We start from the raw sequence: 25,874 nt of genomic DNA on the forward strand, positions 1-25,874 counted from the left end.
CCGCTGCGCTGGCTGGGCGCCACTGAGCGGCCGGCCTGCCCGAGGACGTCCGTCCGTCGCCGCGTGGCCTGTGCGGCCGACTCAGGTGGTGTCGTGTTGTTTTTTGCCGTGTGCACCGAACCGAAGGACGGCCGGTACCGGCGGACCGAGTCCCACCGGTGGGCGCGACCGTCGAGATCCCGGCGCCCCTGAGCATCACGCTCGATGCCGAGAAGCTCAAGGACTACGCCGACTGACCACTACCGGCTACCGGCCGCGCCCGCGGGTTCCCTGCGGGAGACTCCTACTTGAACGGCACGTTCACGCAGGCCAGCCGCGCCCCGGCCGTCCCCGCGTGACCCTCGTGCGTGGAGGTGGCCGCCGCGTGCAGGACCACCGACCGGGCCCCGCCGTCCCGGAACCGCCAGTCGACGGCGGCGATCGAACGCGCCGAACCGTCCTTGTTGGTCCGCACGTCCAGCCACACCTCGTTCTCGGGGTTGGCGTACGCGGGGTCGACGGACGGCTGCTTCGGGTCCAGCTCGTCCTGGTAGTGCGGCCCGGCGTCGGCGGGCAGCTCGCCGCAGGGCTTGGTGTGGACGTGGGCGCCGTAGACACGGTTCGCGGCGAGGTCCCGCAGCCGCAGCTCGATCCGCGTACCGCCGTCGCGCCGCAGCTCCTCCTTGACCTGCACCCGCCCGGCGACCGGCACCAGCGCGGTGTCGTAGGTGACGGCGGGCGCCACGTCGGCGGTGGCGGCCGGGGCGAACACCGTCTTCACGACGACCTTCGCCACCGGCGCCTTCTTCTCGGCCGTCGTCTTCTCGACCGTCTCGCTGGCGCCCGCGTTCGCGGCGACGCCGAGGCCGCCGGCGATCGCCGCGACGACGGCACCGGCCGCGATGAACCGCTTGTGCTTGAGGGTGAGCTTGTGTCGTGCCATGGGATCTCGTCCGATTCGTGGGGGAAGGGGACCATCATGGGATGATCAGCACGTCGGCGCCCCAACTACCGGTGTTATCAACGGAGTTGGGGCGCCGACGGCGCTGTGCCACGACACTACAACGACACATATGACGGAATTGGCTCGCTACCGCCGGGTACTGGGGAGACTTGGCGAAAGATCCCCGGCGTGGCGGCGGCTCACCCGGCGGTGACTCACCCGGCGGTGACTCAGCTGAGCGAACCCAGCGCCGACGGCTCGAACGCCTTCAGCTCGTCGAAGCGGCCGTCGAGCACCTTCGCCGCCCACTCGGGGTCCTGGAGCAGCGCACGGCCCACGGCGACGAGGTCGAACTCCTCGGCCTCCAGCCCGTCCAGCAGATCGTCGATGGCCTTCGTCGACGCGTTCTCGCCGGCGAACGCGGCGAGGAACTCCCCGTCCAGGCCGACCGAGCCGACCGTGATGGTGGGCTTGCCGGTGAGCTTCTTCGTCCAGCCCGCGAGGTTCAGCTCGGAACCCTCGAACTCCGCCTGCCAGTAACGGCGCGTGGACGCGTGGAAGGCGTCGACACCGGCCGCCACCAGCGGGCTCAGCACCGCCTCCAGCTCCTTGGGCGTCTCCGCGAGGCGCGCGTCGTACGCCTCCTGCTTCCACTGCGAGTAGCGGAAGATGACGGGGAAGTCTGCGGACACGGAGTCCCGTACGGCGGCCACGATCTCCGCCGCGAACTTCGTCCGGGCGACCGGGTCACCGCCGTAGGCGTCCGTACGGCGGTTGGTGCGCTCCCAGAGGAACTGGTCGACGAGGTAGCCGTGGGCGCCGTGGATCTCGACGCCGTCCATGCCGATGCGCTCGGCCTCGGCGGCGGACTTGGCGAAGGCCGCGATGACCTCGTCGATGTCGGCCTGGGTCATGGCCCGGCCGCCCTCGGCCGGGGTGCCGTCGACCCGCAGCCCGGACGGGCCGAACACGGGCGCGTCGGGGAAGAGCTTGCCCTGCTGCCGGACGGTCCCGATGTGCCACAGCTGCGGCACGATCGTGCCGCCCCCGGCGTGCACGGCCTCCACGACCTTCGCCCACCCCGCGAGCTGCTCCTCACCGGCGAACCGGGGCACCCGGTCGAGATCCCCCGCCGTCTCGTGCCCGACGTACGTCCCCTCGGTCACGATCAGCCCGACGCCCGCGGCCGCCCGGCGCCCGTAGTAGGAGGCCACGTCCGCCCCCGGCACGCCACCGGGCGAGAACGTCCGCGTCATGGGCGCCATCGCGATCCGGTTGGGGATGGTCAGCCCGTTGATCGTGACGGGCCGGGACAGGATCTCGGCGGCACGGGAGGTGGAACCAGTGGTGGGGGCGGTGGAAGCGGTGGTCACGTGGGGACTCCTGAGAAGGGGAGACGAGAGCGGGATGCATTCCATGCGCACGCATATAGCGGTGCCTCCTCGCACAACCGCCCCTCCTCGCACGGAATTCCGCCGCCGCACCCCCGTCCGCTGTGACCCCGGACACGCCCGAGGGCGGCACCCCCTGCGTCCAGGGGGTGCCGCCCTCGGTACTGAAGGACGGTGATCGACCGGGGTCGATCAGAAGTCCATGTCACCGCCCGGCATGCCGCCGCCGGCGGGCGCGGCAGCCTTCTCCGGCTTGTCGGCGATGACGGCCTCGGTGGTGAGGAACAGCGCGGCGATGGAGGCGGCGTTCTGCAGAGCGGAGCGCGTCACCTTCGCCGGGTCGATGATGCCGGAGGCGATCATGTCGACGTACTCACCGGTCGCGGCGTTCAGGCCGTGGCCGACCTGGAGGTTGCGGACCTTCTCCACGACGACGCCACCCTCGAGACCACCGTTGACGGCGATCTGCTTGAGCGGGGCCTCCAGCGCGAGCTTCACGGCGTTGGCGCCGGTCGCCTCGTCACCCTCGAGCTCCAGCTTCTCGAAGACCTGGGAGGCCTGCAGCAGGGCCACGCCACCACCGGCGACGATGCCCTCCTCGACGGCCGCCTTCGCGTTGCGGACGGCGTCCTCGATGCGGTGCTTGCGCTCCTTGAGCTCCACCTCGGTCGCGGCACCGGCCTTGATGACCGCCACGCCGCCCGCGAGCTTCGCCAGGCGCTCCTGGAGCTTCTCGCGGTCGTAGTCCGAGTCGCTGTTCTCGATCTCGGCGCGGATCTGGTTGACGCGGCCCTGGACCTGGTCGGTGTCGCCGGCACCGTCGACGATGGTGGTCTCGTCCTTGGTAATGACGACCTTGCGGGCGCGGCCCAGGAGGTCCAGGGTCGCGTTCTCCAGCTTGAGGCCGACCTCCTCGGAGATGACCTCGCCGCCCGTGAGGATGGCGATGTCGCCGAGCATGGCCTTGCGGCGGTCACCGAAGCCCGGGGCCTTGACGGCGACGGACTTGAAGGTGCCACGGATCTTGTTGACGACCAGGGTCGACAGGGCCTCGCCCTCGACGTCCTCGGCGATGATCAGCAGCGGCTTGCCCGACTGCATGACCTTCTCCAGGAGCGGGAGCAGGTCCTTGACGTTGGTGACCTTGGAGTTGGCGATGAGGATGTAGGGGTCCTCCAGGACCGCCTCCATGCGCTCCATGTCGGTCGCGAAGTACGCCGAGATGTAGCCCTTGTCGAAGCGCATGCCCTCGGTGAGCTCGAGCTCCAGACCGAAGGTCTGCGACTCCTCGACGGTGATGACGCCTTCCTTGCCGACCTTGTCCATGGCCTCGGCGATGAGCTCGCCGATCTGGGTGTCGGCGGCGGAGATGGAGGCGGTGGAGGCGATCTGCTCCTTGGTCTCGACCTCCTTGGCCTGGTCGAGCAGCGCACCGGAGACGGCCTCGACGGCCTTCTCGATGCCGCGCTTGAGGGCCATCGGGTTGGCGCCGGCGGCTACGTTGCGCAGGCCTTCCTTGACCAGGGCCTGGGCTAGAACGGTCGCGGTGGTCGTACCGTCACCGGCGACGTCGTCCGTCTTCTTGGCGACTTCCTTGACCAGCTCGGCGCCGATCTTCTCGTACGGGTCCTCGAGCTCGATCTCCTTGGCGATGGAGACACCATCGTTGGTGATCGTGGGGGCGCCCCACTTCTTCTCGAGGACGACGTTCCGGCCCTTGGGGCCGAGCGTCACCTTGACGGCGTCCGCGAGCTGGTTCATGCCGCGCTCGAGGCCGCGCCGCGCCTCCTCGTCGAACGCGATGATCTTGGCCATGTGAAGTGGTCCCTCCAGGACTGGGGGTGATTCCTTCGGACCGCGCCCGCGCCCGCGACGGACGGCTCGCCTGCCTCGTGGTTCCTTGCCCCACCCGGCCTGCGGGCCTCACCGACCCGGTCCTCGTTGTCACTCTCACCTTCAGAGTGCTAACGCCAATGATTAGCACTCGGCATGGTCGAGTGCAAGCGGCTCTCGATGATCCGCAGGTGAACGCGCCCGCGCGCGCCCCGTCGGCGGCACCCCGGGCCGGCCGCGGCCGGGTACGGCCGGGCACACGAGAGGGCTCGCACCCCGGTGCGGGGTGCGAGCCCTCCTATGAAGAACGAAGAACGTCGCTGCGTGGAACCCGGCGCGTTACTTCAGCCGGCCGCGAGTCGGACCATGTCCGCCTGCGGCCCCTTCTGACCCTGCGAGATCTCGAACTCGACCCGCTGGCCCTCTTCCAGGGTGCGGTAACCGTCCATCTGGATCGCGCTGTAGTGGACGAATACATCCGCACCACCGTCGACCGCGATGAAGCCGTACCCCTTCTCCGCGTTGAACCACTTGACGGTGCCCTGAGCCATGCCTAACTCCCCTATTACTGGCCCTTGCACAGATCCACACTTCGCGGATCCGGGTCAGACCTCACCCCCCAACGGTTGGGGGTGTGCGCCGGAACGCGTCGACCGCGGCCGAATGTATCTGTCCAACTGCCCTCTGCAACAGGTCAATCGGACGAGAATTCTGGACACGACCGGTCGGGAATGTACGAACAATTCGCCCGAATTCAGGGCAAGTCGGGCCCCACAAAGGGAACAAAATACACAAAAGGCCTGCACACTTTGGCTACTTCATATAGGGCGTGCGGCGCGATCACATATGCGCCCGGCAAGAAATCACTACGGTGATCGGACCGGGTTCCCCAACTCTACAGTGCTCAACCATAGAGAATTGCCCCCTCCGCTTCTCTCACGGAGGGGGCAATTCGATGAACTCTCGGTAATCAATGTTACCGACGGTTACTACCGACCGGTACGGAGCGGCGGTCAGCCACCGGCGACCGCGGGAATGATCGACACGCCCGCACCGTCCGGCGTGGCCGTCTCCAGCCCCTGCTCGAACCGCACATCGTCGTCATTCACGTACACGTTCACGAACCGCCGCAGCTTGCCCTGGTCGTCCAGAACCCGGGCGGCGATCCCGTTGTGGTTCTTCTCGAGATCGGCGATGACCTCGCCGAGGGTCGCCCCTTCGGCCTGGACCTCGGCCTGCCCACCGGTGTAGGTGCGAAGGATGGTGGGGATGCGGACGTTGACGGACATGATCTGAAACCTCCGGGGAGTGCAGCGAACCTAAGGGGCGCGGGGAACTGCGCGACAAGCCCCCACTTACCCGCAGCCGAACGACTTGCTGACGGGTCCTGCTTACGCGAGGCCGGCCTCACGGAACGAATCAAGGCTGGGCCGGATGGTGGCGGTGAGCCCCGTCCCCGCCACCGCGTCCAGCGTCTTGAGACCGTCACCGGTGTTGAGCACGACCGTGGTGAGCGTCGGGTCCAGCAGCCCGTCCTCGATCAGCTTCTTCGTCACGCCCACGGTCACCCCACCGGCGGTCTCCGCGAAGATCCCCTCGGTCCGCGCGAGCAGCTTGATCGCCTCGACGACCTGCTCGTCCGTGACGTCCTCCACGGCCCCGCCGGTCCGCCGCGCGATGTCCAGCACGTACGGCCCGTCCGCCGGGTTGCCGATCGCGAGCGACTTGGCGATGGTGTTCGGCTTCTGGGGGCGCACCACGTCGTGCCCGGCCTTGAAGGCCACCGACACCGGCGAGCACCCCTCGGCCTGCGCGCCGAAGATCTTGTACGGCTTGTCCTCGACGAGCCCGAGCTTGATCAGCTCCTGGAGCCCCTTGTCGATCTTCGTGAGCTGCGACCCGGAGGCGATCGGCACCACCAGCTGGTCGGGGAGCTGCCAGCCGAGCTGCTCGCAGATCTCGTACGCGAGGGTCTTGGAGCCCTCCGCGTAGTACGGCCGCAGGTTGACGTTGACGAAGCCCCAGCCCTCGCCGGCCGGGTCGCCGATCAGCTCGGAGCAGAAGCGGTTCACGTCGTCATAGTTGCCCTCGATGCCGACGAGCTCGCCGCCGTAGACCGCGGCCATGACGACCTTGCCCTGCTCCAGGTCGTGCGGGATGAACACACAGGACCGGAAGCCGGCGCGGGCGGCGGCGGCGCCGACGGCACCGGCCAGGTTGCCCGTGGAGGAGCAGGAGAGGGTGGTGAAGCCGAAGGCGCGGGCCGCTTCCAGGGCCTGGGCGACGACGCGGTCCTTGAAGGAGTGCGTCGGGTTGCCGGAGTCGTCCTTGATGAACAGCTTGCCGGCGTCGACACCGAGCGCGGCGGCCAGGTTGTCGGCCTTGACGAGCTGGGTCCAGCCGGGGTTGATGTTCGGCTTGTCGGCGACGTCGGCCGGAACGGGCAGCAGGGGCGCGTAACGCCAGATGTTCGCGGGCCCGGACTCGATCGTCTTCCGCAGCTCCTCCGTTTCGTACGCGGAGTAGTCGTACGCGATCTCGAGGGGACCGAAACACTCCTCGCAGGCGAAGACCGGTCCGAGGGGGACGCGGTGGCCGCACTCACGACAGCTCAGCGCGGCGGCGGGGCCGAGGTCTACCGTGGAACCGGTGGAGGCGGAGGATTCGGTGGTGCTTGCAACAGTCTGCGCAGCCATGGAGGCGAGGCCCTTTCTCCTCATCTTCCTCACGACGCACTTCGCCGTGAGACGGATTTGGCACCTTCCCTAGCCGGGAGCCTCGCGGTGTGATCGACAGTGATCACTACGAGACCGGCTGGAGGGTTGCCGGGGCTTCATCGGGCCGTATCCCTCTGCCCCTCTGGATGAGCGGTATTTGGTTGTATACGCCGACGAGCCGCGACATGCGATGGTCACCAGCGTTGTCCAAGACTGTAACCGAAGGCCAGGACAGTTGAGAGAGCCGTCCGAACCGCGAGATGAACGCAGAGGAGCCGCGCACTGTGCTGAACGAAGTCGAGCACTGGCTGAACACCCGCTCCTGGTCCATGTCCGACCGCCCGCTCCACCGCATCATGGCCGCGAAACGAGCCACGGGACAGACGGTCAGCGTCGTCCTGCCCGCGCTGAACGAGGAGGAGACGGTCGGCGACATCGTCGCGATCATCCGCCATGACCTCATGCGGCAGGTCCCGCTCGTCGACGAGATCGTGGTCGTCGACTCCGGCTCGACGGACCGGACGTCGCAGGTCGCGGCCGCCGCCGGGGCGCGGGTCGTCCACCGCGACTCGATCCTGCCCCGTATCCCGGCCGTGCCCGGCAAGGGCGAGGTGCTGTGGCGGTCGCTGATGGTGACGTCCGGCGACATCGTCTGCTTCATCGACGCGGACCTCAGGGAGTTCTCGTCGGACTTCGTCTCCGGGATCGTCGGCCCGCTGCTCACCGAGCCCGGTGTCGACCTCGTCAAGGCGATGTACGACCGCCCCCTCGGCTCCGCCGCCGGACAGGGCGGCCGTGTGACCGAACTCATGGCCCGCCCCCTCCTCAACATGCACTGGCCCCAGCTGGCCGGCTTCGTCCAGCCGCTCGGCGGCGAGTACGCGGCACGGCGCTCGCTCCTCGAACGGCTGCCGTTCCCGGTGGGCTACGGCATCGAGCTGGGCATGCTGGTCGACGCGCTCCACCTGGTCGGCCTCGACGCGCTGGCCCAGGTCGATGTGGGCGTCCGCAAACACCGCCACCAGGACGGGGCGGCGCTGGGCCGCATGTCCGCGGCGATCTACCGCACGGCTCAGCTGCGGCTGGCCCGGGGGCACCTGATCCGTCCGGTGCTGACGCAGTTCGAGCGGGGGCGGGAGGGGTTCGAGCCGCGCACGTATTCGGTGGACCTGGAGGAACGGCCGCCGATGGTGGAGATCGGGGAGTACGTGCGGCGAAAGGCCGCGTGAGGGGTGGGGTGGTTCTGTCGTCGGGCGGGTGCGGGCCCGGTGGGGGCCGTTCGCGCAGTTCCCCGCGCCCCTGAAAAGCCGGGGCTGCGCCCCGCGCTTTTCAGGCCCGCAGGGCCTGGTCTTTCAGGGGCGCGGGGAACTGCGCGAGAAGCCCCACCGGGCCGCGGCCGCCGACGCACCCGCACCCCCCACCCCATCAGGCGCCCGGTACACAGCCGCACCCCACGTTTGACCGGCGGAGCCCGTGGCTAGGTTGTGCCGTATGGCATCGACGCACAGCGCGCGGATCCTCGTCGCCTCCAACCGCGGCCCCATCACGTACACGGAGGACGAATCCGGCGCCCTCACAGCGAAGCGCGGCGGCGGCGGACTCGTCTCGGGGCTCTCCGCGATCGACTCGGAGGCGGGGGCCGTCTGGGTCTGCTCCGCCCTCGGCGACGGCGACCGCGAGGCCGTACGCCGCGGCGTCGGCGAGCCCGGCGTCCGCATGCTCGACATCCCCGCCGACGTGCACCACGACGCGTACAACGGCGTCGCCAACTCCACGCTGTGGTTCGTGCACCACATGCTCTACCAGACCCCGCTGGAACCTTCCTTCGACGCGGAGTTCCGGCGCCAGTGGGCGTCGTACGAGACGTACAACCGCGCCTTCGCCGAGGCGCTCGCGCAGGAGGCGGCGGACGGCGCGGCCGTGCTCGTGCAGGACTACCACCTGACCCTGGTCCCCCGGATGCTCCGCGAACTCCGCCCCGACCTGCGGATCGGCCACTTCTCCCACACCCCGTGGGCGCCCGTCGACTACTTCCGGCTGCTGCCCGACGACATCGCCGCGCAGGTCCTCGACGGCATCCTCGGCGCCGACCGGGCCGCGTTCCTCACGCGGCGGTGGGCGGACGCGTTCACCGAGTGCGCGCGCGCCGTCCTCGGCCCCGACGCCGCGTCCGGCACCCGGATCGGCGTGCACGGCCTGGGCGCCGACGCGGACTTCCTGCGGGCCCGCGCCCACGAGGCGGACGTCGACGACCGCATGGCCGCGCTGCGCGAGCAGATCGGTACGGCGCCCGACGGCACCCCGCGCCGCACGATCGTCCGCGTCGACCGCACGGAACTCTCCAAGAACATCGTGCGCGGCCTGCACGCCTACCGACAGCTCCTCGACGAGCAGCCGACCTGGCGCGAGCGCGTCGTGCACATCGCCCTCGCCTACCCGTCGCGGCAGGACCTCGCGGTGTACCGGGACTACATGAGCGAGGTCCAGCGGGTCGCGGACGACATCAACGAGCGGTACGGGACGCCGGGTTGGACCCCGGTCGTCCTCCACCTCAAGGACGACTTCGCCCGCTCCCTCGCGGCCTACCGGCTCGCCGACGTGGCCCTGGTGAACCCCATCCGGGACGGCATGAACCTCGTCGCCAAGGAGGTGCCGGTCGTCTCCGACGAGGGATGCGCGCTGGTGCTGTCGCGAGAGGCCGGGGCGTACGAGGAACTGGGCGACGACTCGTTGGTGGTGAACCCGTACGACGTGGTGGGTACGGCGGCCGCCCTGCACGAGGCGTTGTCCCTGCCGGAGCCCGAGCGGGCGGAACGGACGAAGCGGCTCGCGGGGGCGGCGACCGCGTTGCCGCCGACGCGGTGGTTCCTGGATCAGCTGGAGGCGTTGGCGGGCGCCCGGTAATCGCTGGGCGCCCGACTGCCTATACGTGCTCGGCGATGGCCGCGAGCAGGCGTACGACGCCTGCCGGGCCGTCGACCACCAGGTCCGCCCGCTCCGACACTTCGGTGACCTCCGTGCTGCCGCTGCAGACCAGCAGGCCCGGTGTGCCCTCGGCGCGGAGTTTCTCGACGGTGGCGAAGGCGGGGAGGTCGCCGAGGTCGTCGCCGGCGTAGAGGACGGACTCGGCGGCGGTCTCCGCGAGGTGGTCGCGCAGGGCCACGCCCTTGTCCATGCCCGGGGGGCGGAGTTCGAGGACCAGCCGGCCGGGTTCGACGATGAGACCGTGGCGCGCGGCGAGGTCGGTCAGGGGCGTGCGCAGGGCCTCGAAGGCGGCCTGGGGGTCGGTGGCACGGCGGGTGTGGACGGCGACCGCGCGGCCCTTCTCCTCGATCCAGGCGCCGTCCCGGGCGCCGAGTCCGTCCAGCAGGCCGGGCAGTTCCGCGCGGACCGCGGCGACACCGGGGTGCGGGGCGGGGGCGCTGACGGTGCCGGTGGCGGCGTCCCAGCGTTCGGCGCCGTAGTGGCCGAGGACGACGAGGTGTTCCAGGCCGGGGACGTCGGCGAAGCCGCCGTGGCGGACGGCGACGCTCGCGGGGCGGCCGGTCACCACGGCGACGGAGGCGACCTTGGGCGCGAGCGCGGCGAGCGCGGCGACCGCGTCGGGGTGGGCGCGGGCCTGTTCGGGGTCCGCGACGATGGGGGCGAGGGTGCCGTCGAAGTCGAGGGCGATCACCGTACGGCCGGGTCGGTCGAGGATCGCCGCCAGCGCGTCCCGCCCGGCGGAGGTCACGGGTGTCGGCAAGGTGGCTCGGGGGGTCTCTGCGTCCTTGTGGCTGCCCATGCGTCGACCCTATCCGCCGTGTCCGTCATCGCTCCTCGCGGCGGGCCTCTCTGACCCTTCGCAGCCGGTTGACGGTGACCGGGTCGTGGGCGAGGGCGCGGGGGTCGTCGAGCAGAGCGTTGAGCAGCTGGTAGTACCGCACGGGTGCGATCCCGAGCCGCTCCCTTATGGCCCGCTCCTTGGCCCCCGGCCCCTCCCACCCCTGCCGCTCCACGGCGAGGATGGCCTGTTCACGAGGCTCGAGCGCGTCCATGCGACGACGGTAACGGAAGGGTGTGACAGGGCGCCCAGTAGCTCGGGGGTGCGGGTGCGATGGCGACTGCGGGCCCGGTGGGGCTTCTCGCGCAGTTCCCCGCGCCCCTGAAAAGCAGGGGCTGCGCCCCAGGCTTTTCAGGCCCGCAGGGCCGTGGTCTTTCAGGCCCGCAGGGGCCTGGTCTTTTAGGGGCGCGGGGAACTGCGCGAGAAGCCCCACCGGAGCCGCACCCGCCAACACGCCCGAACCCCCGAGCTACTAGGCGCCCCCAAGCCGCGTCTATCCCTCCCGATCCGCCACAGTCGCCGTCTGCTGCAGTTGCTCCAGCACGACCCCCGGCTCCACCCCCGGCCGCACCGCCCGCCCGATCTGCTCCTTGACCGCCGCGCTGACATCCGCCCAGGACGTCTTGCCCACGGGCGGCAACGCGGCGTCGGGAAGCGCGTCGAGGAACGGCCCGAGGGGCGCGTCGTCATCGTCCGTGCCCGCCGCCATCGCCTCGGACGCCGACGCGGTCACCGGCAGCAGGTCGTACTCCCGGGAGAAGTCGAGCACGTTCTCGTCGCTGTAGACGAAGTCGAGGAAGTCACCGATCTCCTCCCCGTGGCCGTTCTGCTTGAAGGCCATCATCCAGTCGGCGACCCCCATGGTCGCGTGCTTCCGCCCGTCGTACCCCGGCAGGACGGCCGTCCCGTAGTCGACCCCCTCGTCGGCGGCCATCCGCATCAGACTGGGGTGCCCGTTGAGCATCCCCACCTCCCCCCGCGCGAACGCCGCGAACGCGTCGGCCCGGTTGAGTTCCGCCGGCGCGGTCGGCCCCGTGAGCTTCTTGTCGACCAGCTTGTCCTTGAGCCAGGTGAAGGTCCGGACGTTCTCCTCGGAGTCGATCCGGTAGGTGCCGACGCTGTCGGTGTAGCCGGCCCCGCCGCTGAGCAGCCACTGCATCGTCTCGGCCTGGGCCTCCTCGGGCCCGAGCGGCAGCGCGTACGGGGTCTCGACCCCGGCCGCGTCGAGGGCCGCCGCGTCGGCCGCCAGCTCGTTCCAACTGCGCGGGGCGCCGTCGAGGCCCGCCTCGGCGAAGAGCTTCTTGTTGTAGAAGAGGACACGGGTCGACGCGGCGAACGGCATCCCGTACGCGACGCGCCGCACCTTGCCCGCGTCGGCGAGCTGGGGGAGGAAACCGGCCTGGACGGGGATGGAGATCAGGTCGTCCACCTCGTAGAGCCGGTCGGCGGCGGCGTAGTCCGCGTAGGTGCCGGCCTGCGCCATGTCAGGCGCCTCGTCGGCGGCGACCATCTCCCTGACCTTGCGGTCGACGTCGTTCCAGGAGTAGACGGTGACGTCGACCGTGACGCCCGGGGTCTTCTTCTCGTACGCCTTCACGACCGCGTCCCAGTACTTCCGGGAGCTGTTGGCCTCGGAGTCGCCGTAGTCGGCGGCCACCAGCTTCAGGGTGACGCCGGGGCCGTCAGCCGCCGAGGCACCGCACCCCGCAAGCGTCGCCATCAGCCCCAGCGCGGACAGTGCCGCCATCCCTCTGTTCCTGACGCCGCTGTTCCTGACGCCGCTGTTCCTGACGCCGCTGTTCCAGACGCCGCTCTTCGTCCGCCGCTGCCGCTGTCGCACTCGTACTGCCCCAAACACATCGCACGTGCCCCGCGTGGACCAGCCTGAGTCACCGGCTCCGCGCTCAAAGGCGTTGATCACTCAACTTCCCGAACCCTCCATAAGGTCTACACCACCCTCCCCGTCAGGTCTAGACCATGCGAGTGGACTAGACCTCTCGCGGGTCGAAGGGTCACACTGTCCTCCGTGAGACATGTCATCGCCCTCGATGTGGGCGGCACCGGGATGAAGGCCGCACTGGTCGGGGCCGGCCCCGGGCCCCGCGGGGGAACACCCGCCGGCGCCCCCGTCCTGCTGCACCAGGCGCGCCTGGCGACCGGTCGCGAGCGCGGGCCGGAGGCCGTCGTCGCGTCGATCCTCGACTTCGCCGCCGAGCTGCGCGCGTACGGCGAGCGGCACTTCGGCGAACCGGCGGTCGCCGCCGGGGTCGCCGTGCCCGGCATCGTCGACTCCGAGCGGGGCACCGCCGTCTACGCCGCCAACCTCGGCTGGCGTGACGTCCCGCTGCGCGCGCTGCTCGCCGAGCGCCTCGGCGGCGTCCCGGTCGCCCTCGGCCACGACGTGCGCACCGGGGGGCTCGCGGAGGGGCGCGTGGGCGCGGGCCGGGGCGCGGACCGCTATCTCTTCGTGGCGCTCGGCACCGGCATCGCCGGCGCGATCGGCGTCGACGGCCGAGTGGAGGCGGGCGCCCACGGCTTCGCGGGCGAGATCGGCCACATCGTCGTACGCCCCGGGGGGATCCCGTGTCCCTGCGGGCAGTACGGCTGTCTGGAGCGGTACGCCTCGGCGGCGGCCGTCAGCCAGGCCTGGGCGGAGGCCTCCGGGGCACCCGAGGCCGACGCGGCGGACTGCGCCAAGGCCGTCGAGTCGGGCGACCCCCGCGCGGGCGCCGTCTGGCAGCACGCCGTCGACGCCCTCGCCGACGGCCTCGTCACCGCCCTCACCCTTCTCGACCCGCGCACCCTCATCATCGGCGGCGGCCTGGCGGAGGCCGGCGACACCCTGTTCGACCCTCTCCGCACCGCCGTGGAACACCGGGTGACCTTCCAGAAGGTCCCCACCATCGTCCCCGCGGCCCTGGGCGACACAGCAGGCAGCCTGGGCGCGGGCCTACTGGCCTGGGATCTGCTCACCCCCACGACCCCCACGACCCCCACGGACCCTTCGGAGGTAACCCCCTGATGGCCCCCGCCTTTTCCGACACCGGGTCCGACAGCAGCGCCCTGAAAGGGGCGCGGGGAACTGCGCGACCAGCCCCCACGCACCCGCAGTCGCCGAACCCAGCGCATCCGTACGTCCTGGAAGGCGCCAACCTCGTCCTCCCCACCGGCACGGTGAAGAACGGCCGTCTCACCATCAAGAGCACCAAGATCACCGCCAACGCCCCCGAGAACGCCCACACCATCGACGTCCGCGGCCACTGGGTGGTCCCCGGCTTCATCGACCTCCACAACCACGGCGGCGGCGGAGCCTCCTTCACCTCCGGCACCGTCGACGACGTCCTGCGCGGCATCCACACCCACCGCCTCCACGGCACCACCACCCTCGTCGCCTCCACCGTCACCGACGACATGGACGGCCTCGCCCACCGCGCCGGCTTCCTCTCCGAACTCGCCGAGCAGGGCGACATCGCCGGCATCCACTTCGAGGGCCCCTTCATCTCCCCCTGCCGCAAGGGCGCCCACTCGCAGGAACTGCTCCGCGACCCCGACCCGGCGGAGGTCCGCAAGCTGATCGACGCGGCGCGCGGCCGGGCCACGATGGTCACCCTCGCCACCGAACTCCCCGGCGGCCTCGACTCCGTACGGCTCCTCGCCGAGCACGGCGTCATCGCGGCGATCGGACACACGGACGCGACGTACGAGCAGACGGTTCAGGCCATCGACGCGGGCGCGACCGTGGCCACCCACCTCTTCAACGCGATGCCGCCGCTCGGCCACCGCGAGCCCGGCCCGATCGCCGCGCTCCTGGAGGACGAGCGGATCACCGTCGAGCTGATCAACGACGGCACCCATCTCCACCCCGCCGCCCTCCAGCTGGCGTTCCGTCACGCGGGCGCCGACCGGGTCGCGTTCATCACCGACGCGATGGACGCCGCCGGTTTCGGCGACGGTCTCTACACGCTGGGCCCGCTGGCGGTCGAGGTCGTGGACGGGGTGGCCCGTCTGGTGGAGGGCGGCTCGATCGCGGGCTCGACCCTCACCCAGGACCGCGCCTTCAAACGGGCCGTCACCGTCGACCGCATCCCCGTCGAGGACGCCGTCGCCGCCCTGTCCGCCAACCCGGCGAAACTCCTCGGCCTCTACGACCGCGTCGGCTCCCTGGACCCCGGCAAGGACGCCGACCTCGTCCTCCTCGACGCGGACTTCGACGTCAAGGGCGTCCTGCGCAAGGGCGAGTGGGTGGTCGATCCCCAACTGGGGTGATCGGTCCGGTTGTTGACGGAGAGCGAAGAGTGCGGCGGTTGTCCCGGGGGCTGGGCCGACCGCCGCTCTTTTGGCATGATCGAGCCTCCGCAACCGCGTCCGGACGAGCGCACCCTGTTACTCGGCAGGCGCGCTCACCAGCACCAAGGGGGTAGGCCCAGGTGATCCTCACGGTCACACTGAACACCGCTCTCGACCTCACCTATCGCGTACGGGACCTCAGGCCCCACGCCACGCACCGGGTGACCGATGTGATCGAACGGCCCGGCGGCAAGGGCCTGAACGTGGCCCGGGTGCTGGCGGCGCTCGGCCACGAGGTGACGGTCACCGGTTTCGTCGGCGGCGCGACGGGCCGGGCCGTGCAGGACCGGCTCACGCACACTCCGGGCCTCGTGGACGCGCTGGTTCCGGTGGAGGGTGCGACACGCCGGACGATCGCCGTGGCCGACGCGAGTGGTGACACGACTCAGCTCAACGAACCGGGCCCGCTCATCTCGCCCGCCGAGTGGTCCGCCTTCCAGGAGGCGTACGTCGATCTGCTGCGCTCCGCCTCGGTGGTGGCCCTGTGCGGCAGTCTGCCGCCGGGGGTGCCGGTGGGGGCGTACGCGGGCCTGGTCCGTACGGCCCGCACGCTGTCCGTGCCGGTCCTGCTGGACACCGGCGGCGAGCCGTTGCGCCGCGGAGTGGCGGCCCGGCCCGACCTGGTGAAGCCGAACGCCGACGAGCTGGCCGAACTCACCGGCTCCCACGAGCCGTCCCGCGCGACCCGGGACGCCCGCCGCCGCGGCGCGCAGGCGGTCGTCGCCTCGCTCGGCCCCGACGGTCTCCTCGCCCACACACCCGAGGGCCTGTGGCGCGCCACCCCGCCGCGCCGCCTGCGCGGCAACCCGACCGGCGCGGGCGATTCGGTGGTGGCCGGCCTCCTGTCGGGCCTGGTCGACCGCCTCCCCTGGCCCGCCCGCCTGTCCCGCGCGGTCGCCCTGTCGGCGGCGACCGTACTGGCCCCGGCGGCGGGCGAGTTCGACCGTCAGACGTACGAGGAACTGGTGGACCAGGTGACGGTGACGGGGGAGGTCACGGCGGCGTGAGGCATCAGCTCTCGCGAGCGGGCCTCAGCTCTTCCAGCCCTTTTCCAGGTACAGCTGGTCGAAGTTGACGTCGCAGGAGTTGCCGTCCTCGCAGGAGATCTTGATCTCGTTGCTGCCCTTGTTGAGCTGGATGGACGCGTAAGTGTTCTGCCAGCCCTTCGCGTAGTCGCCCTCGGGGCTCTTGGCGAAGTTGTCCAGGTTGAGCGGGCGGGTCTGGGCCGTGCCGTTGACCGTGAGGGTGGCGTCGGCCTTCTTGCCCGGGACTCCGTAGAGGACGTAGAGCGTGTACTTGCCGCCCGCCGGGACGTCCTCCATCTTCCAGGTGATGGACGAGCCGACCGAGTTGAAGTTCCCCACATAGAACCCGCCCTCCGACTTCGCACCGGGGACGTCGGAGGCGATGGCCGCGTTGCCGCCGAGGAGGAGGGTCTTGGCCTCGGCCTTGGGGAGTTCGGTGGTCTCCGCGTCCTTGGACTTGCTGGGTTTCGGGCTGGGGTCGGTGCTCTGCTCGACGGTGGGGCCGGTGGAGGCGCCGGTGTCGTTGCCCGAGGCGTTGTCGGAGTCGTCGCCGCCGAGCATGGCGACGCTGATGCCGATCACCACGGCGGCCACCACGGCGATCGCGCCGATGAGGAGGCCCTTGGTGTTGGGGCCACGGCCCCGGCCGCCGCCCCCGCCGTTGCCGTAGCCCTGCTGACGCGTCGTCTGGGCGCCGCCGGAGAAGCTCTCGGGGGCCTGGTAGTGCGCGTTCGGCTGGCCAGGGGCGCCCTGCGGCTGGCCGTACGCCTGCTGCGGGACCTGCCCGTACTGCGCTGTGGCGGCCTGCGGGGCCTGCTGGGTCTGCTGCCCGTACTGCCGCTCGCCGACCGGTCGCACCCGGTTGACCGCGTTCGGGTAGCCGTAGCTCCCGCTGGGCGGCTGGGCTCCTCGGGCCTGCCCGTCCTCATAGAGGTAGCCGAACGGGTCGTCGTCCTCGGGCGTGCTCGCGCCGTTGTTGCCGGGCGTCATCCCTAGGTCTCCTCAGCGGTGCGGTACTTACACGTACGGGTGGCGGGTTGTTGCGTGGGGGTGTAGAAGAGCGAGCCTACCCGCTCGCCGTGGCCCAAACGGGTGACTCGGACCTCATCACCTGACCGGCCCCTCGTCGACCAGGCGCTTTTCAGCCGCCTCACGCCGCTGACCTGGGCTTCTGCCCCGGTGTCTCCGCTGTCACACAGGGCGCTATCCGGCCCGCCTGTGCTGTCTGGGACGAGATCGTTTCTCGACGTACATCCGCTCGTCAGCTGATTTCAACACCTCGTCCGCCGTCATTCCGCAGTGGGCCCATCCGATGCCGAAACTGGCCCCGACGCGCATGGCGCGACCGTCGACGCGAATCGGCTGGATGATCTCGTTGCGCAGGCGTACGGCGAGGTCCTGGGCGTCCGCGCGGCCGAGCCCGTCGGCGAGGACGACGAACTCGTCACCGCCGAGGCGGGCCACGGTGTCGCCGTCGCGCACACCCCGGCTGAGGCGCCGGGCCACCTCGATGAGGACGGCGTCCCCCGCGTTGTGCCCGAAGCGGTCGTTGATCGACTTGAACCCGTCGAGGTCGCAGAAGAGCACCGCGAGCCCCTTGGTCCCGTCGTCCCGCTCGTCCTCGGGCGCGACGGTGTGCACATGGTGGTCGAAGGCGTCGTAGGGCCCGCCCGCCGCGTGGAAGTCGAAGGCGTGGGCGCTGTGCCCGGCGGCCTCGTACGCGTCGAACGACGGGTGCGGCAGCCGCGCGGCGTCGGCGCCGTACTCCCCGTGCCCGTCCCCGGTCCCCTGCTCGCCGAACTGCCCGAAGGCCGCGTTCATCGAGTCGGCCGAGTCGACCGCCGCACCGGCCGGCAGGGACTGGGGGCGCTGACAGATGCGGGCGGACAGGCGCGAGCGCAGCTCGGCCGAGTTCGGCAGGCCCGTGAGGGCGTCGTGCGAGGCGCGGTGCGCGAGCTGGAGCTCGCGCCGCTTGCGCTCCTCGATGTCCTCGACGTGGGTGAGCAGGAAGCGGGGCCCGTCGGCGGCGTCCGCGACCACGCTGTTGCGCAGCGACACCCACACGTACGTCCCGTCGCGGCGCCCGAGCCGCAGCTCGGCGCGCCCGCCCTCGGCGGAGGTCCGCAGGAGCGTGCCGATGTCCTCGGGGTGGACGAGGTCGGAGAACGCGTACCGCCGCATGGCGGAGGCGGGCCGCCCCAGGAGCCGGCACAGGGCGTCGTTGGTCCGCAGGATCCGGCCGTGCTGGTCGCCGCCCATCTCCGCGATGGCCATACCGCTCGGGGCGTACTCGAAGGCCTGCCGGAAGGATTCCTCGCTGGCGCGCAGCGCCTGCTGCTCCCTTTCGAGCCTGACCAGTGCACGCTGCATGTTGGCGCGCAGCCGGGCGTTACTGATCGCGATGGCGGCCTGGAAGGCGTACATCTGGAGCGCTTCGCGTCCCCACGCGCCCGGTCGGCGACCGTTTCGCGGCCGGTCCACGGAGACGACGCCGAGCAGCTCGCCGCAGGAGGCGCCACCGGCGCCCGGGGTGTACATCGGCGCGAAGAGGCGGTCGGAGGGGTGCCACTCGTCCTCGAAGCGGGGCGCGGGGCCGTCGGTGTACCACTGGGGGACGTCGTCCTCGTCGAGCACCCAGCCCTCGGTGTGCGGTATGAACCGCAGGTCGCCCCAGGCCTCGCCCATGCTCAGCCGGCGCTCCCAGGAGGCGCGGGAGCCGACGCGGCCGGTGATCAGGGCCTCGGCGGCGCTGTTCCCGGAGAGGGCGGCGACGACCAGGTCGCCGTCGGGGCGGACGAGGTTCACGCAGGCCAGTTCGTAGCCCAGGCCGTTGACCACACCGTCGGCGACGGTCTGCAGCGTGTCGGCCAGGCTGCGCGCGGTGTTCATGTCCGCCATCACCTGGTGCAGCTGCCGCAGCGTCGTCAGACGGACGTAGGGCTCCGACTCGGTCTCCATTCGCCCTCCCCCCGAGATCTCGTGGCAGCTCCAGGCTCCAGGTAACCTGCGTAACCTTGCTCAACCGGCTTAACTCGCGGGCTTACAACCGCTTACAGTTCCCGCTTACAGGTTCCAGCTTCCCCGCCACTGAATCACAGCGCGAAGCCCACTCGGTACACAGGGTCAACAAAATATGGCTCCTGTGACTCAAGTCACAGCGAAAGATGAGCAATTGAGTGGAGCTTATGCGTTTCCCTCGTGCGCTTCCTGAACAGGATTCAGAACTCTGTGTAGGCACTGTGAGCAAGCTTGACCGGCGGGCTCGGGCGGCCGCCCTAGGTCGCAGGTCCGGGGGTCGGGTCGGGCCCGGGGCCGATGTGGGGGCCCGTCGGCGGGGGCTAGCGTGCGAGCGTGTCGAAGACAGTTCCTCTCGCAAACGCGCCCGTGGCCGAGCGCACCCCGGCCGCCCCCGGTTCCGCCCTCGCCGGGCATGCTGAGGGGGTGAGCGAAGACGAGTTCCGTGCCGCGATGTCCCGACTGGCGGCGGGTGTGGTCCTGGTGACCGCGCACGAGGCGGCGCTGGATCCGGACGGGCCGCGTGGCGAGGACGTCGGCATGACGGCCACCTCCTTCATGTCCGTCTCCCTCGACCCGCCCCTCGTCATGGTGAGCCTGCGCGAGGGCTCCCGCATGGACGACCTCCTCGCCGAGCAGCCGCTGTGGGCGGTCTCCGTCCTCTCCGACCACCAGCGCACCGTCGCGGCCCGCTTCGCCATGCGCAACCGCGTGAGCGACCGCCTCCTCTTCGACTCCGTCCCCCACACCCGGGGCGAGACCAGCGGCGCCCCCCTCATCGACGGCGCCCTGGCCACCCTGGAGTGCCGCACGGAACAACGCGTGACCGCCGGCGACCACACCCTGGTCATCGGCAGAGTCCTGACCGCGACGTCCCCGGACACACCCCCGGGGCCCCTCACCTACTTCCGGGGCCGCTACCGGCAACTGTCCCAGTAGGGCCGGGCCCCGGCCCTCAGCCCCAGTCCCGCCCCGACCGGCCCCGCTTCGTGTCCGAGCGCTGCTTCTTCTCCCGCAGCCGACGCTCGTTGATCCCGCGCGGGATACGGGTGGCCCGGCGCGGCTTCGGCGGCGGCGCCGTCGCCTCCGCGAGCAGCGCGGCCAGCCGTACGGCGGCGGTCTCCCGGTTGCGCCACTGCGAACGGTGCTCGGAGGAGCGGACACTGACCACCCCGTCGACGAGCCGCGACGCGAGCCGCTCCAGCGCCCGCGCCTTCCACACCTCGGGCAGCGCCTCGGTGTTCGCGAGGTCGAACCGCAGCTCGACCTGCGAGTCACTGGTGTTGACGTGCTGTCCGCCGGGACCGGAGGAGCGGGAGAAACGCCACATGAGCTCGGCCTCGGGAAGCGAGACGGAGCCACGGATGACGTAAGGACCGGACATGCCCCCATGGTCGCGCGAATGTCCGGTCCACGTCACGCCCTTTTCCCGTTGGGTAAAGAAAGTAAAAACCGCTGGAACCTCTGGCGCCCCTCCCGACGTTCATAGGGGTACAGGTAGCTTCGTCCCCGGCACGAAGCCCGTAAGGCACGTACGCAACGAGGGAAGGACTCCCAACCATGGCTGTAAGCCTGTCCAAGGGTGGCAACGTCTCGCTCACCAAGGAGGCTCCGGGCCTGACGGCCGTCACCGTGGGCCTCGGCTGGGACGTCCGCACCACCACCGGCACGGACTTCGACCTCGACGCCTCGGCGATCGCGGTCAACCCGCAGGGCAAGGTCTACTCGGACGGTCACTTCGTCTTCTTCAACAACAAGCAGACCCCGGACCAGACCATCGTCCACACCGGCGACAACCGCACGGGTGAGGGCGCCGGCGACGACGAGGCGATCAACGTCAACCTGGCGGGCCTCCCCGCCGACGTCGACAAGATCGTCTTCCCGGTCTCGATCTACGACGCCGAGAACCGCTCGCAGAACTTCGGCCAGGTCCGCAACGCCTACATCCGCATCGTCAACCAGGCCGGCGGCGCCGAGATCGCCCGCTACGACCTCTCCGAGGACGCCGCCACCGAGACCGCCATGGTCTTCGGCGAGCTCTACCGCAACGGCGCCGAGTGGAAGTTCCGCGCGGTCGGCCAGGGCTACGCCTCGGGCCTCGTCGGCATCGCCCAGGACTTCGGCGTCAACGTCTGAGTCCCGCGCGCGGTCCGGGGCCGACGCCCCGCCCGGCACCACCTCAACCTAAGGCCCCGCCGGCGCACGGCGGGGCCTTCGGCCGTCATACGCGCCAGTCGGCGCAGTACTGGATGTGCAGCGAGGCGGGGACACGCCGCCGGTTCCGTGTCCGGGACCAGGGCCCCGGGGCGAGCTCGACGCAGAAGTGCCCGGCGTCCGGGTGCCGCCGCTGGAACGACGGCGCCTCGTCGACTAGGGCCCTTCTGATGGATCTCCGTGGAGGAAGGAGCGGCGTCCGGTGCGTGCGCTCGGCGTGCGGCGTGAAGGGTCTTGTGGCGGAGCCACCTGGCCCTTCACGCCGTGCGGCGAGCGTGCGTGCCGGGCGTCGTGACGCCGCGGAGATCCATCAGAAGGGCCCTAGGCCCCGCAGCGCGGCACCGCGCTCGCGGAACGCGGTGGGGCTGCCCACGACGAACAGGGTGTGCGCCGCGATGTCGAGGGCGAGCTGGTCGCGGTACGAACGGTGGTGCCATCTGCCGTAGTCGATGGCGTCCTCGTCCGGGAAGTCCCGCTCCGGTGTCGCCGTGGTCTGGGGCCGACCGGTGTCGAGCCGGGACCGCACCTCCTTCCACGAGGCGGTCGGGAACCGCAGGCTGTGGTGGACCAGGACCAGGTCCAGCGCGACGGGTTCGCCGTCGCCAATGCCGCCGGCACCGTCGGGAACGGCCGCCGCCCGCAGCGGCAGATGGACCAGCGACCGGGCGGACCGGGCGGCCAGCGCCCACAGGGCGACGAGCTGCTCCGCACCGGCCCGGTCGACGTACATCGACAGCCAGTGGTGGTCGTCGCGCAACGCCAGCCGTGCCGTCGACGCGGTCGGCCGGATCACCCGGAACTCGTCACCGCCCAGCCGCGCCTTGTGCACGCGTACGCGCTGTTCCACACGCCCCCTCCGCTCCTGCGTATCCGGAGGAACTGTAGGTCCCCTGACGGGTCTTCTGGTCGATAACGTGCGGGCATGCTGCTGCTCGAACCACTCCGCGCAGCCGAGGACGGAACCGTCCCCGGCCCCCTCCTCGCCGAACTCACCGCCCTGCACTCCTCCAACCGCGACTTCCACGCCCTGAGCGGTGACTTCCCGGACGCGAACGACATCCGTCCCGAACAGGTGGCCGCGGCCCTGTCGATCGAGCTGGCCAACCCGGATGTGGAGATCCTGCTCGCGAGGGAGGGCACGGAGGAGGGGGACGGCCCCGCTCCCCGGCGGCTCGTCGGGATCGCCATCACCCTCGCGCGGCATCCCGATCCCGCCGACCCCGACCCGTGGATCGGGTTGCTGCTCGTCGACGGGTCGGCCCAACGCCGGGGGTACGGAAGCCGGTTGGCGGCCCTCGTCGAGGAACGGTTCAGGCGGGCGGGGCGGGCCGCCGTCCGGCTGGCGGCGCTCGACAACACCCCCGGCGCCCTGTCCTTCTGGACCTCCCTCGGCTACGAGTTCGTCGAACACCGCCGGGACCGCCAACTGGGGCGCCCCTGCACGGTGTTGCGCAAGCCGCTGAGCGAACCGTCGAGCGAGCCGCCGCGCAGATCGCGCCGGGCCGCGCGGATCGCCGTACTCGATCCGCAGGGTGCCGTCTTCCTCTTCCGGTACGTCGACGAGGAGACGGGCCCGCACTGGGCCCTGCCCGGCGGCGGTCTGGAGGAGGGCGAGTCGCCGCGCGAGGGCGCCCGGCGGGAACTGCGCGAGGAAACGGGCTGGACGGACGTGGAGCCGGGCGCCTTCCTCTGCTCCTGGGAGCACGACTTCACCCGCGCCGGCGTCCGAGTCCGCCAGTACGACGACATCTACGTGGCCTGGGGCCCCCGCCGCGAGCCGGCCGGCGGCCTCCTCACCACCACCCGCGCCGAGGAGGGCATCCTGGCCTGGCGCTGGTGGACCCCCGCGGACCTGGCCGACCCGGCGGCCGAGCCCGTATGGCCGCCGGAACTGCCCCGGCTGCTGGCGGAGCTCGGGACGGCCGCCGACGCCGGGGTCCCCGGCGCGGGGGACCCTCCGCCGGCGACGGCCGACGTCAGCGGAACCGGGCCAGCCTGACGACCGCTTCGCGGAGCCGTTCCTCCGGGGCCAGCAGACTCACCCGTACGTATCCCTCACCGTGCTCCCCGAACCAGCGGCCCGGCGACACGGCCACCCCGGCCCGGTCGAGCAGCGCGTCGGCGAAGGCGACGGAGGGCTCGCCGGCCGGTGTCGGCAGCCAGGCGAAGACGGACCGGGGGACGTCGAGGTCCCAGCCCGCCTCCCGCACACCGGACACGAAGACGTCGCGTCGGCGTTCGTAGATCTTCGAGAGGTCGTGGACACAGTCCTGGGGGCCGGTCAGGGCCGTGATCGCCGCGCGTTGGATGAAAGGCGGGAGCGAGACGAAGTAGTGCTCCTGAAGGAGGTCGATCGCGGCGACGACGGCACGGTTGCCGACGACGGCGCCGACCCGCCAGCCCGCCATGTTGTACATCTTCGACAGCGAGATGAACTCGACGCCCACCTCCTTCGCCCCGTCCGCCCGCAGGAACGACACCGGGGCCTCGCCGCCGAAGCTCAGGGCCCCGTACGCGAAGTCGGAGGCCACGAGCACGCCGTGCCGGTCCGCGAACCGGACCGTGTCGGCGTAGAACTCCGGCGGTGCCGTCACCGAGGCGGGGTTGTTGGGATAGTTGAGGAACATCAGCCGGGCCCGCTCGCGTGTCGCCCGGTCGAGGGCCGAGTAGTCGGGCAGGAAGCCGTTCTCCCGGCGGAGCGGCAGGGGGTGCATCCGGGCCCCGGCGAGGGCGACACCGGCCCAGTAGTCCGGGAAGGCCGGGTCCGGCATCAGACACACGTCGCCCGGGTCCAGGAAGCACTGGCTCAGCTCCACCAGTCCGGCCTTGGCGCCGAACAGGATCGCGACCTCGGTCTCCGGGTCCAGCTCGACCCGGTGGTTCGCGGCGTACCACCGGGCGATGGCGGCCTTGAGTTCGATGAGGCCCGAGAAGGAGCCGTACCGGTGGGTGGCGGGATCGAGGACCTCGGTGCGCAGCGACTCGACGATGTGCGGGGGCGTGGGCAGATCGGGGTTCCCCTGGCAGAGGTTGACGACGTCCTCGCCCGACCGCACGAGCCGGTCGATCCTGGCCACGGTCGTCGCGAACGAGTTCCTGGGCAGGTCCCGGAGCCGGTGGGCGGACTCGATCCTCATGGCCGGTCCTCACGGTCGGCGGCCGCTTCGGGGCGGCGGTCCTCGGTCACCGCCACACGGCGGTCCTCGGTGACGGGCTCGGCCTTGGGCTCGGGCCGGTCGGTCCCGGTGGGGGTTCTGGCCTCGCGGCCGCGCGCCCACTGGCTCAGGCCGCAGGCGGCGAGTGTGATGCCCGCGCAGACGAAACCGACGGCGGAGAAGCCGTACTCGGTGAACAGCGGGCCGAGCAGGGCGGCGCCCAGGGCCACCGCCAGGTTGGTCGCCAGGGTGTAGAAGGCGAGGATCGTCCCTCGGTGGGCCGGCGAGCACTCACTCAGCAGGGTGCTCAGCAGGGTGACGACCAGGCTCTGCATCGCTCCCCACAGGAAGAGGCAGAGCACCAGCAGCGGGGTGAGATGGTCGACCAGCGGGATCACGGCCAGCGCCGGGACCAGTCCGGCCAGCAGACCGACGAGCACGCGCTCCTTGCCGAGGTCGTCGGCCCACTTCCCGGTGACGAAGCTCGTCGCGAAGCCGAGGCCGTACAGCAGGATCATCAGAGAGGTGGAGGAGCTCTCGTCGCCGAACCGGTACTGCAGCGCGCTGCCGAGGTACGTGTACATGCCGTAGAAGCCGAGCATGTTGAGGAACGTCGCCAGGACGTACACCAGCACCTTCGGCGCGCGGAAGGCCTGGACGACCGAGCGGCTCCAGCCGCCGTCGCCCTGCCGCGCCGGTGTTCCCACGGCGTCGTCCGGGGTCCGCGCGGCGCCGTCCGGTGTGCCCTGTGGGCCGGTGGGCTCGGGGCGGGCGCGTCCGCCGGCCCGGAACAGCACGCCGATCACGAGGACGCCCAGCACGCAGAGCAGCCCGAAGGTCCACCGCCAGCCGACCCGCTGACCGACGAAGTCCCCCATGGGCACGCCCAGGACGAGGGAGAGCGACCAGCTCGACACGACGATGCCCATGGCCCTGGCCCGGTGCCGGTACGGGATCTGGTCGCCGACGAACGCGTACGCGGTCGGTACGAACGCGCCCGTGGCCAGACCGGCCAGCGCCCGCCCGGCGAAGAACACCCCCAGGGAACCGGCGGACGCGCACAGCAGCGTGCCCAGGACGAACACCGTCATCCCGGTCACCAGTCCGACCCGCCGTGACACCCGGTCCCCGAGGGGGGCGAAGATCAGGGCGCCGATCGCCGTACAGACGCCGTAGACGCTGACCGACAGCCCCATCACGGCGACCGAGGTGTCGAACGACTCCGACATGTCCGGGAGCAGCGGGGACACCACCAGCTCCTCCGAGCCGACGGCGAAGATCCCCGCCATGAGTGCGAGGACCGTCAGCAGGGGGAACCCCGCCGCGCGCTGCCCGCCGTCCAAGCGATCCGCCACTCCAGCCAACCTTTCCCGCCCACGTGCGCTGTTGCTCACTCGCTGTCACTCACTTGCTGTCACTCACTTGCTGTCAC

24 protein-coding genes and 1 riboswitch are annotated in these 25,874 nt (G+C 71.0%); of the genes, 9 read left to right on the forward strand and 15 right to left on the reverse strand.

Annotated elements, in window-relative coordinates; all coding sequences use genetic code 11:
* Positions 1-110: 110 nt before the first annotated feature.
* The gene (locus L3078_RS44615) at positions 111-236 is read left to right on the forward strand and encodes a hypothetical protein (protein WP_275593159.1); all 126 of its coding nucleotides are present in this window, start codon (positions 111-113) and stop codon (positions 234-236) included.
* A gap of 47 nt (positions 237-283) precedes the next feature.
* Here the strand turns inward: L3078_RS44615 and L3078_RS20750 are convergent, their stop codons facing one another.
* The 6 genes from L3078_RS20750 to thrC all read right to left on the reverse strand — a co-directional run bounded on the left by L3078_RS20750 (position 284) and on the right by thrC (position 6,842).
* Positions 284-922 (reverse strand): superoxide dismutase family protein, encoded by a 639-nt coding sequence (locus L3078_RS20750; protein ID WP_239755466.1) that lies wholly within the window; start codon positions 920-922, stop codon positions 284-286.
* Between the two features lie 230 nt (positions 923-1,152).
* Positions 1,153-2,340 carry an NADH:flavin oxidoreductase gene (locus L3078_RS20755; RefSeq protein WP_420864177.1) on the reverse strand — a complete coding sequence of 396 codons (1,188 nt, stop codon included), beginning with the start codon at positions 2,338-2,340 and terminating at the stop codon, positions 1,153-1,155.
* A 165-nt stretch (positions 2,341-2,505) separates the two neighbouring features.
* Positions 2,506-4,128, reverse strand: coding sequence for a chaperonin GroEL (gene groL, locus L3078_RS20760; protein ID WP_239755468.1), 1,623 nt, complete (start codon positions 4,126-4,128; stop codon positions 2,506-2,508).
* A 362-nt stretch (positions 4,129-4,490) separates the two neighbouring features.
* Entirely contained in the window at positions 4,491-4,697 is a 207-nt protein-coding gene (locus L3078_RS20765; RefSeq protein WP_005486335.1) for a cold-shock protein, read from the reverse strand.
* Between the two features lie 462 nt (positions 4,698-5,159).
* Positions 5,160-5,435: a ubiquitin-like small modifier protein 1 gene (locus tag L3078_RS20770; RefSeq protein ID WP_045556005.1), complete on the reverse strand. Its 276-nt coding sequence runs from the start codon at positions 5,433-5,435 to the stop codon at positions 5,160-5,162.
* Positions 5,436-5,537: 102 nt separating this feature from the next.
* Positions 5,538-6,842, reverse strand: coding sequence for a threonine synthase (gene thrC / locus L3078_RS20775; protein WP_239755469.1), 1,305 nt, complete (start codon positions 6,840-6,842; stop codon positions 5,538-5,540).
* Positions 6,843-6,859: 17 nt separating this feature from the next.
* Positions 6,860-7,016, reverse strand: a riboswitch (SAM riboswitch).
* Positions 7,017-7,147: 131 nt separating this feature from the next.
* Here thrC and L3078_RS20780 point away from each other — a divergent pair.
* A complete protein-coding gene (locus L3078_RS20780) occupies positions 7,148-8,092 on the forward strand; it encodes a glucosyl-3-phosphoglycerate synthase (RefSeq protein WP_239755470.1) in 945 nt (314 codons plus the stop codon).
* A 262-nt stretch (positions 8,093-8,354) separates the two neighbouring features.
* Positions 8,355-9,767, forward strand: a complete 1,413-nt coding sequence (locus tag L3078_RS20785; RefSeq protein ID WP_239755471.1) for an alpha,alpha-trehalose-phosphate synthase (UDP-forming) — start codon at positions 8,355-8,357, stop codon at positions 9,765-9,767.
* 19 nt (positions 9,768-9,786) lie between these two features.
* Here L3078_RS20785 and otsB read toward each other — a convergent pair whose 3' ends face one another.
* The 3 genes from otsB to L3078_RS20800 form a co-directional block, all read right to left on the reverse strand.
* Positions 9,787-10,647 carry a trehalose-phosphatase gene (gene otsB, locus L3078_RS20790; RefSeq protein WP_239755472.1) on the reverse strand — a complete coding sequence of 287 codons (861 nt, stop codon included), beginning with the start codon at positions 10,645-10,647 and terminating at the stop codon, positions 9,787-9,789.
* A 25-nt stretch (positions 10,648-10,672) separates the two neighbouring features.
* Complete coding sequence (locus L3078_RS20795) at positions 10,673-10,900, reverse strand: DUF3263 domain-containing protein (RefSeq protein WP_060886971.1); 228 nt, start codon at positions 10,898-10,900, stop codon at positions 10,673-10,675.
* 279 nt (positions 10,901-11,179) lie between these two features.
* Entirely contained in the window at positions 11,180-12,433 is a 1,254-nt protein-coding gene (locus tag L3078_RS20800; RefSeq protein ID WP_239755473.1) for an ABC transporter substrate-binding protein, read from the reverse strand.
* 279 nt (positions 12,434-12,712) lie between these two features.
* On the opposite strand from L3078_RS20800, the gene L3078_RS20805 reads away from it, so the two are divergent.
* The 3 genes from L3078_RS20805 (at position 12,713) to L3078_RS20815 (ending at position 16,040) form a co-directional block, all read left to right on the forward strand.
* A complete protein-coding gene (locus tag L3078_RS20805) occupies positions 12,713-13,708 on the forward strand; it encodes an ROK family protein (protein ID WP_239755474.1) in 996 nt (331 codons plus the stop codon).
* Positions 13,708-14,952 carry an N-acetylglucosamine-6-phosphate deacetylase gene (gene nagA, locus L3078_RS20810; protein ID WP_239755475.1) on the forward strand — a complete coding sequence of 415 codons (1,245 nt, stop codon included), beginning with the start codon at positions 13,708-13,710 and terminating at the stop codon, positions 14,950-14,952. The genes L3078_RS20805 and nagA overlap by 1 nt, the downstream gene beginning before the upstream one ends.
* A gap of 161 nt (positions 14,953-15,113) precedes the next feature.
* Positions 15,114-16,040 carry a 1-phosphofructokinase gene (locus tag L3078_RS20815; RefSeq protein WP_239755476.1) on the forward strand — a complete coding sequence of 309 codons (927 nt, stop codon included), beginning with the start codon at positions 15,114-15,116 and terminating at the stop codon, positions 16,038-16,040.
* A gap of 24 nt (positions 16,041-16,064) precedes the next feature.
* On the opposite strand, the gene L3078_RS20820 is transcribed toward L3078_RS20815, so the two are convergent.
* Together L3078_RS20820 and cdgB are read right to left on the reverse strand one after the other, a co-directional pair.
* Positions 16,065-17,048: a CBM35 domain-containing protein gene (locus L3078_RS20820; protein WP_239755477.1), complete on the reverse strand. Its 984-nt coding sequence runs from the start codon at positions 17,046-17,048 to the stop codon at positions 16,065-16,067.
* Between the two features lie 213 nt (positions 17,049-17,261).
* Complete coding sequence (cdgB, locus tag L3078_RS20825; protein ID WP_239755478.1) at positions 17,262-19,016, reverse strand: diguanylate cyclase CdgB; 1,755 nt, start codon at positions 19,014-19,016, stop codon at positions 17,262-17,264.
* A 483-nt stretch (positions 19,017-19,499) separates the two neighbouring features.
* Here cdgB and L3078_RS20830 point away from each other — a divergent pair, with 483 nt between their 5' ends.
* On the forward strand, positions 19,500-20,012 hold the full coding sequence (locus L3078_RS20830) for a flavin reductase family protein (protein ID WP_239755479.1): 513 nt from the start codon (positions 19,500-19,502) through the stop codon (positions 20,010-20,012).
* A gap of 16 nt (positions 20,013-20,028) precedes the next feature.
* On the opposite strand, the gene arfB is transcribed toward L3078_RS20830, so the two are convergent.
* Positions 20,029-20,457, reverse strand: a complete 429-nt coding sequence (gene arfB, locus L3078_RS20835) for an alternative ribosome rescue aminoacyl-tRNA hydrolase ArfB (protein WP_215456366.1) — start codon at positions 20,455-20,457, stop codon at positions 20,029-20,031.
* A 176-nt stretch (positions 20,458-20,633) separates the two neighbouring features.
* On the opposite strand from arfB, the gene L3078_RS20840 reads away from it, so the two are divergent.
* Positions 20,634-21,209, forward strand: coding sequence for a TerD family protein (locus L3078_RS20840; protein ID WP_005486352.1), 576 nt, complete (start codon positions 20,634-20,636; stop codon positions 21,207-21,209).
* Between the two features lie 388 nt (positions 21,210-21,597).
* On the opposite strand, the gene L3078_RS20845 is transcribed toward L3078_RS20840, so the two are convergent.
* Positions 21,598-22,134: a hypothetical protein gene (locus tag L3078_RS20845; RefSeq protein WP_239755480.1), complete on the reverse strand. Its 537-nt coding sequence runs from the start codon at positions 22,132-22,134 to the stop codon at positions 21,598-21,600.
* A 78-nt stretch (positions 22,135-22,212) separates the two neighbouring features.
* Between L3078_RS20845 and L3078_RS20850 the strand changes: the two genes are divergently transcribed.
* Positions 22,213-23,286 (forward strand): bifunctional GNAT family N-acetyltransferase/NUDIX hydrolase, encoded by a 1,074-nt coding sequence (locus L3078_RS20850; RefSeq protein WP_420864178.1) that lies wholly within the window; start codon positions 22,213-22,215, stop codon positions 23,284-23,286.
* Here L3078_RS20850 and L3078_RS20855 read toward each other — a convergent pair.
* Positions 23,264-24,424 (reverse strand): aminotransferase class I/II-fold pyridoxal phosphate-dependent enzyme, encoded by a 1,161-nt coding sequence (locus tag L3078_RS20855; protein WP_239755484.1) that lies wholly within the window; start codon positions 24,422-24,424, stop codon positions 23,264-23,266. The two genes, L3078_RS20850 and L3078_RS20855, sit on opposite strands and share 23 nt — an antisense overlap.
* Entirely contained in the window at positions 24,421-25,797 is a 1,377-nt protein-coding gene (locus L3078_RS20860) for an MFS transporter (protein WP_239755486.1), read from the reverse strand. Before L3078_RS20860 ends, L3078_RS20855 begins: the two co-directional genes overlap by 4 nt.
* Between the last annotated feature and the right edge of the window lie 77 nt (positions 25,798-25,874).

Origin of the sequence: Streptomyces deccanensis (assembly GCF_022385335.1) — a bacterium.
Classification (GTDB): domain Bacteria; phylum Actinomycetota; class Actinomycetes; order Streptomycetales; family Streptomycetaceae; genus Streptomyces; species Streptomyces deccanensis.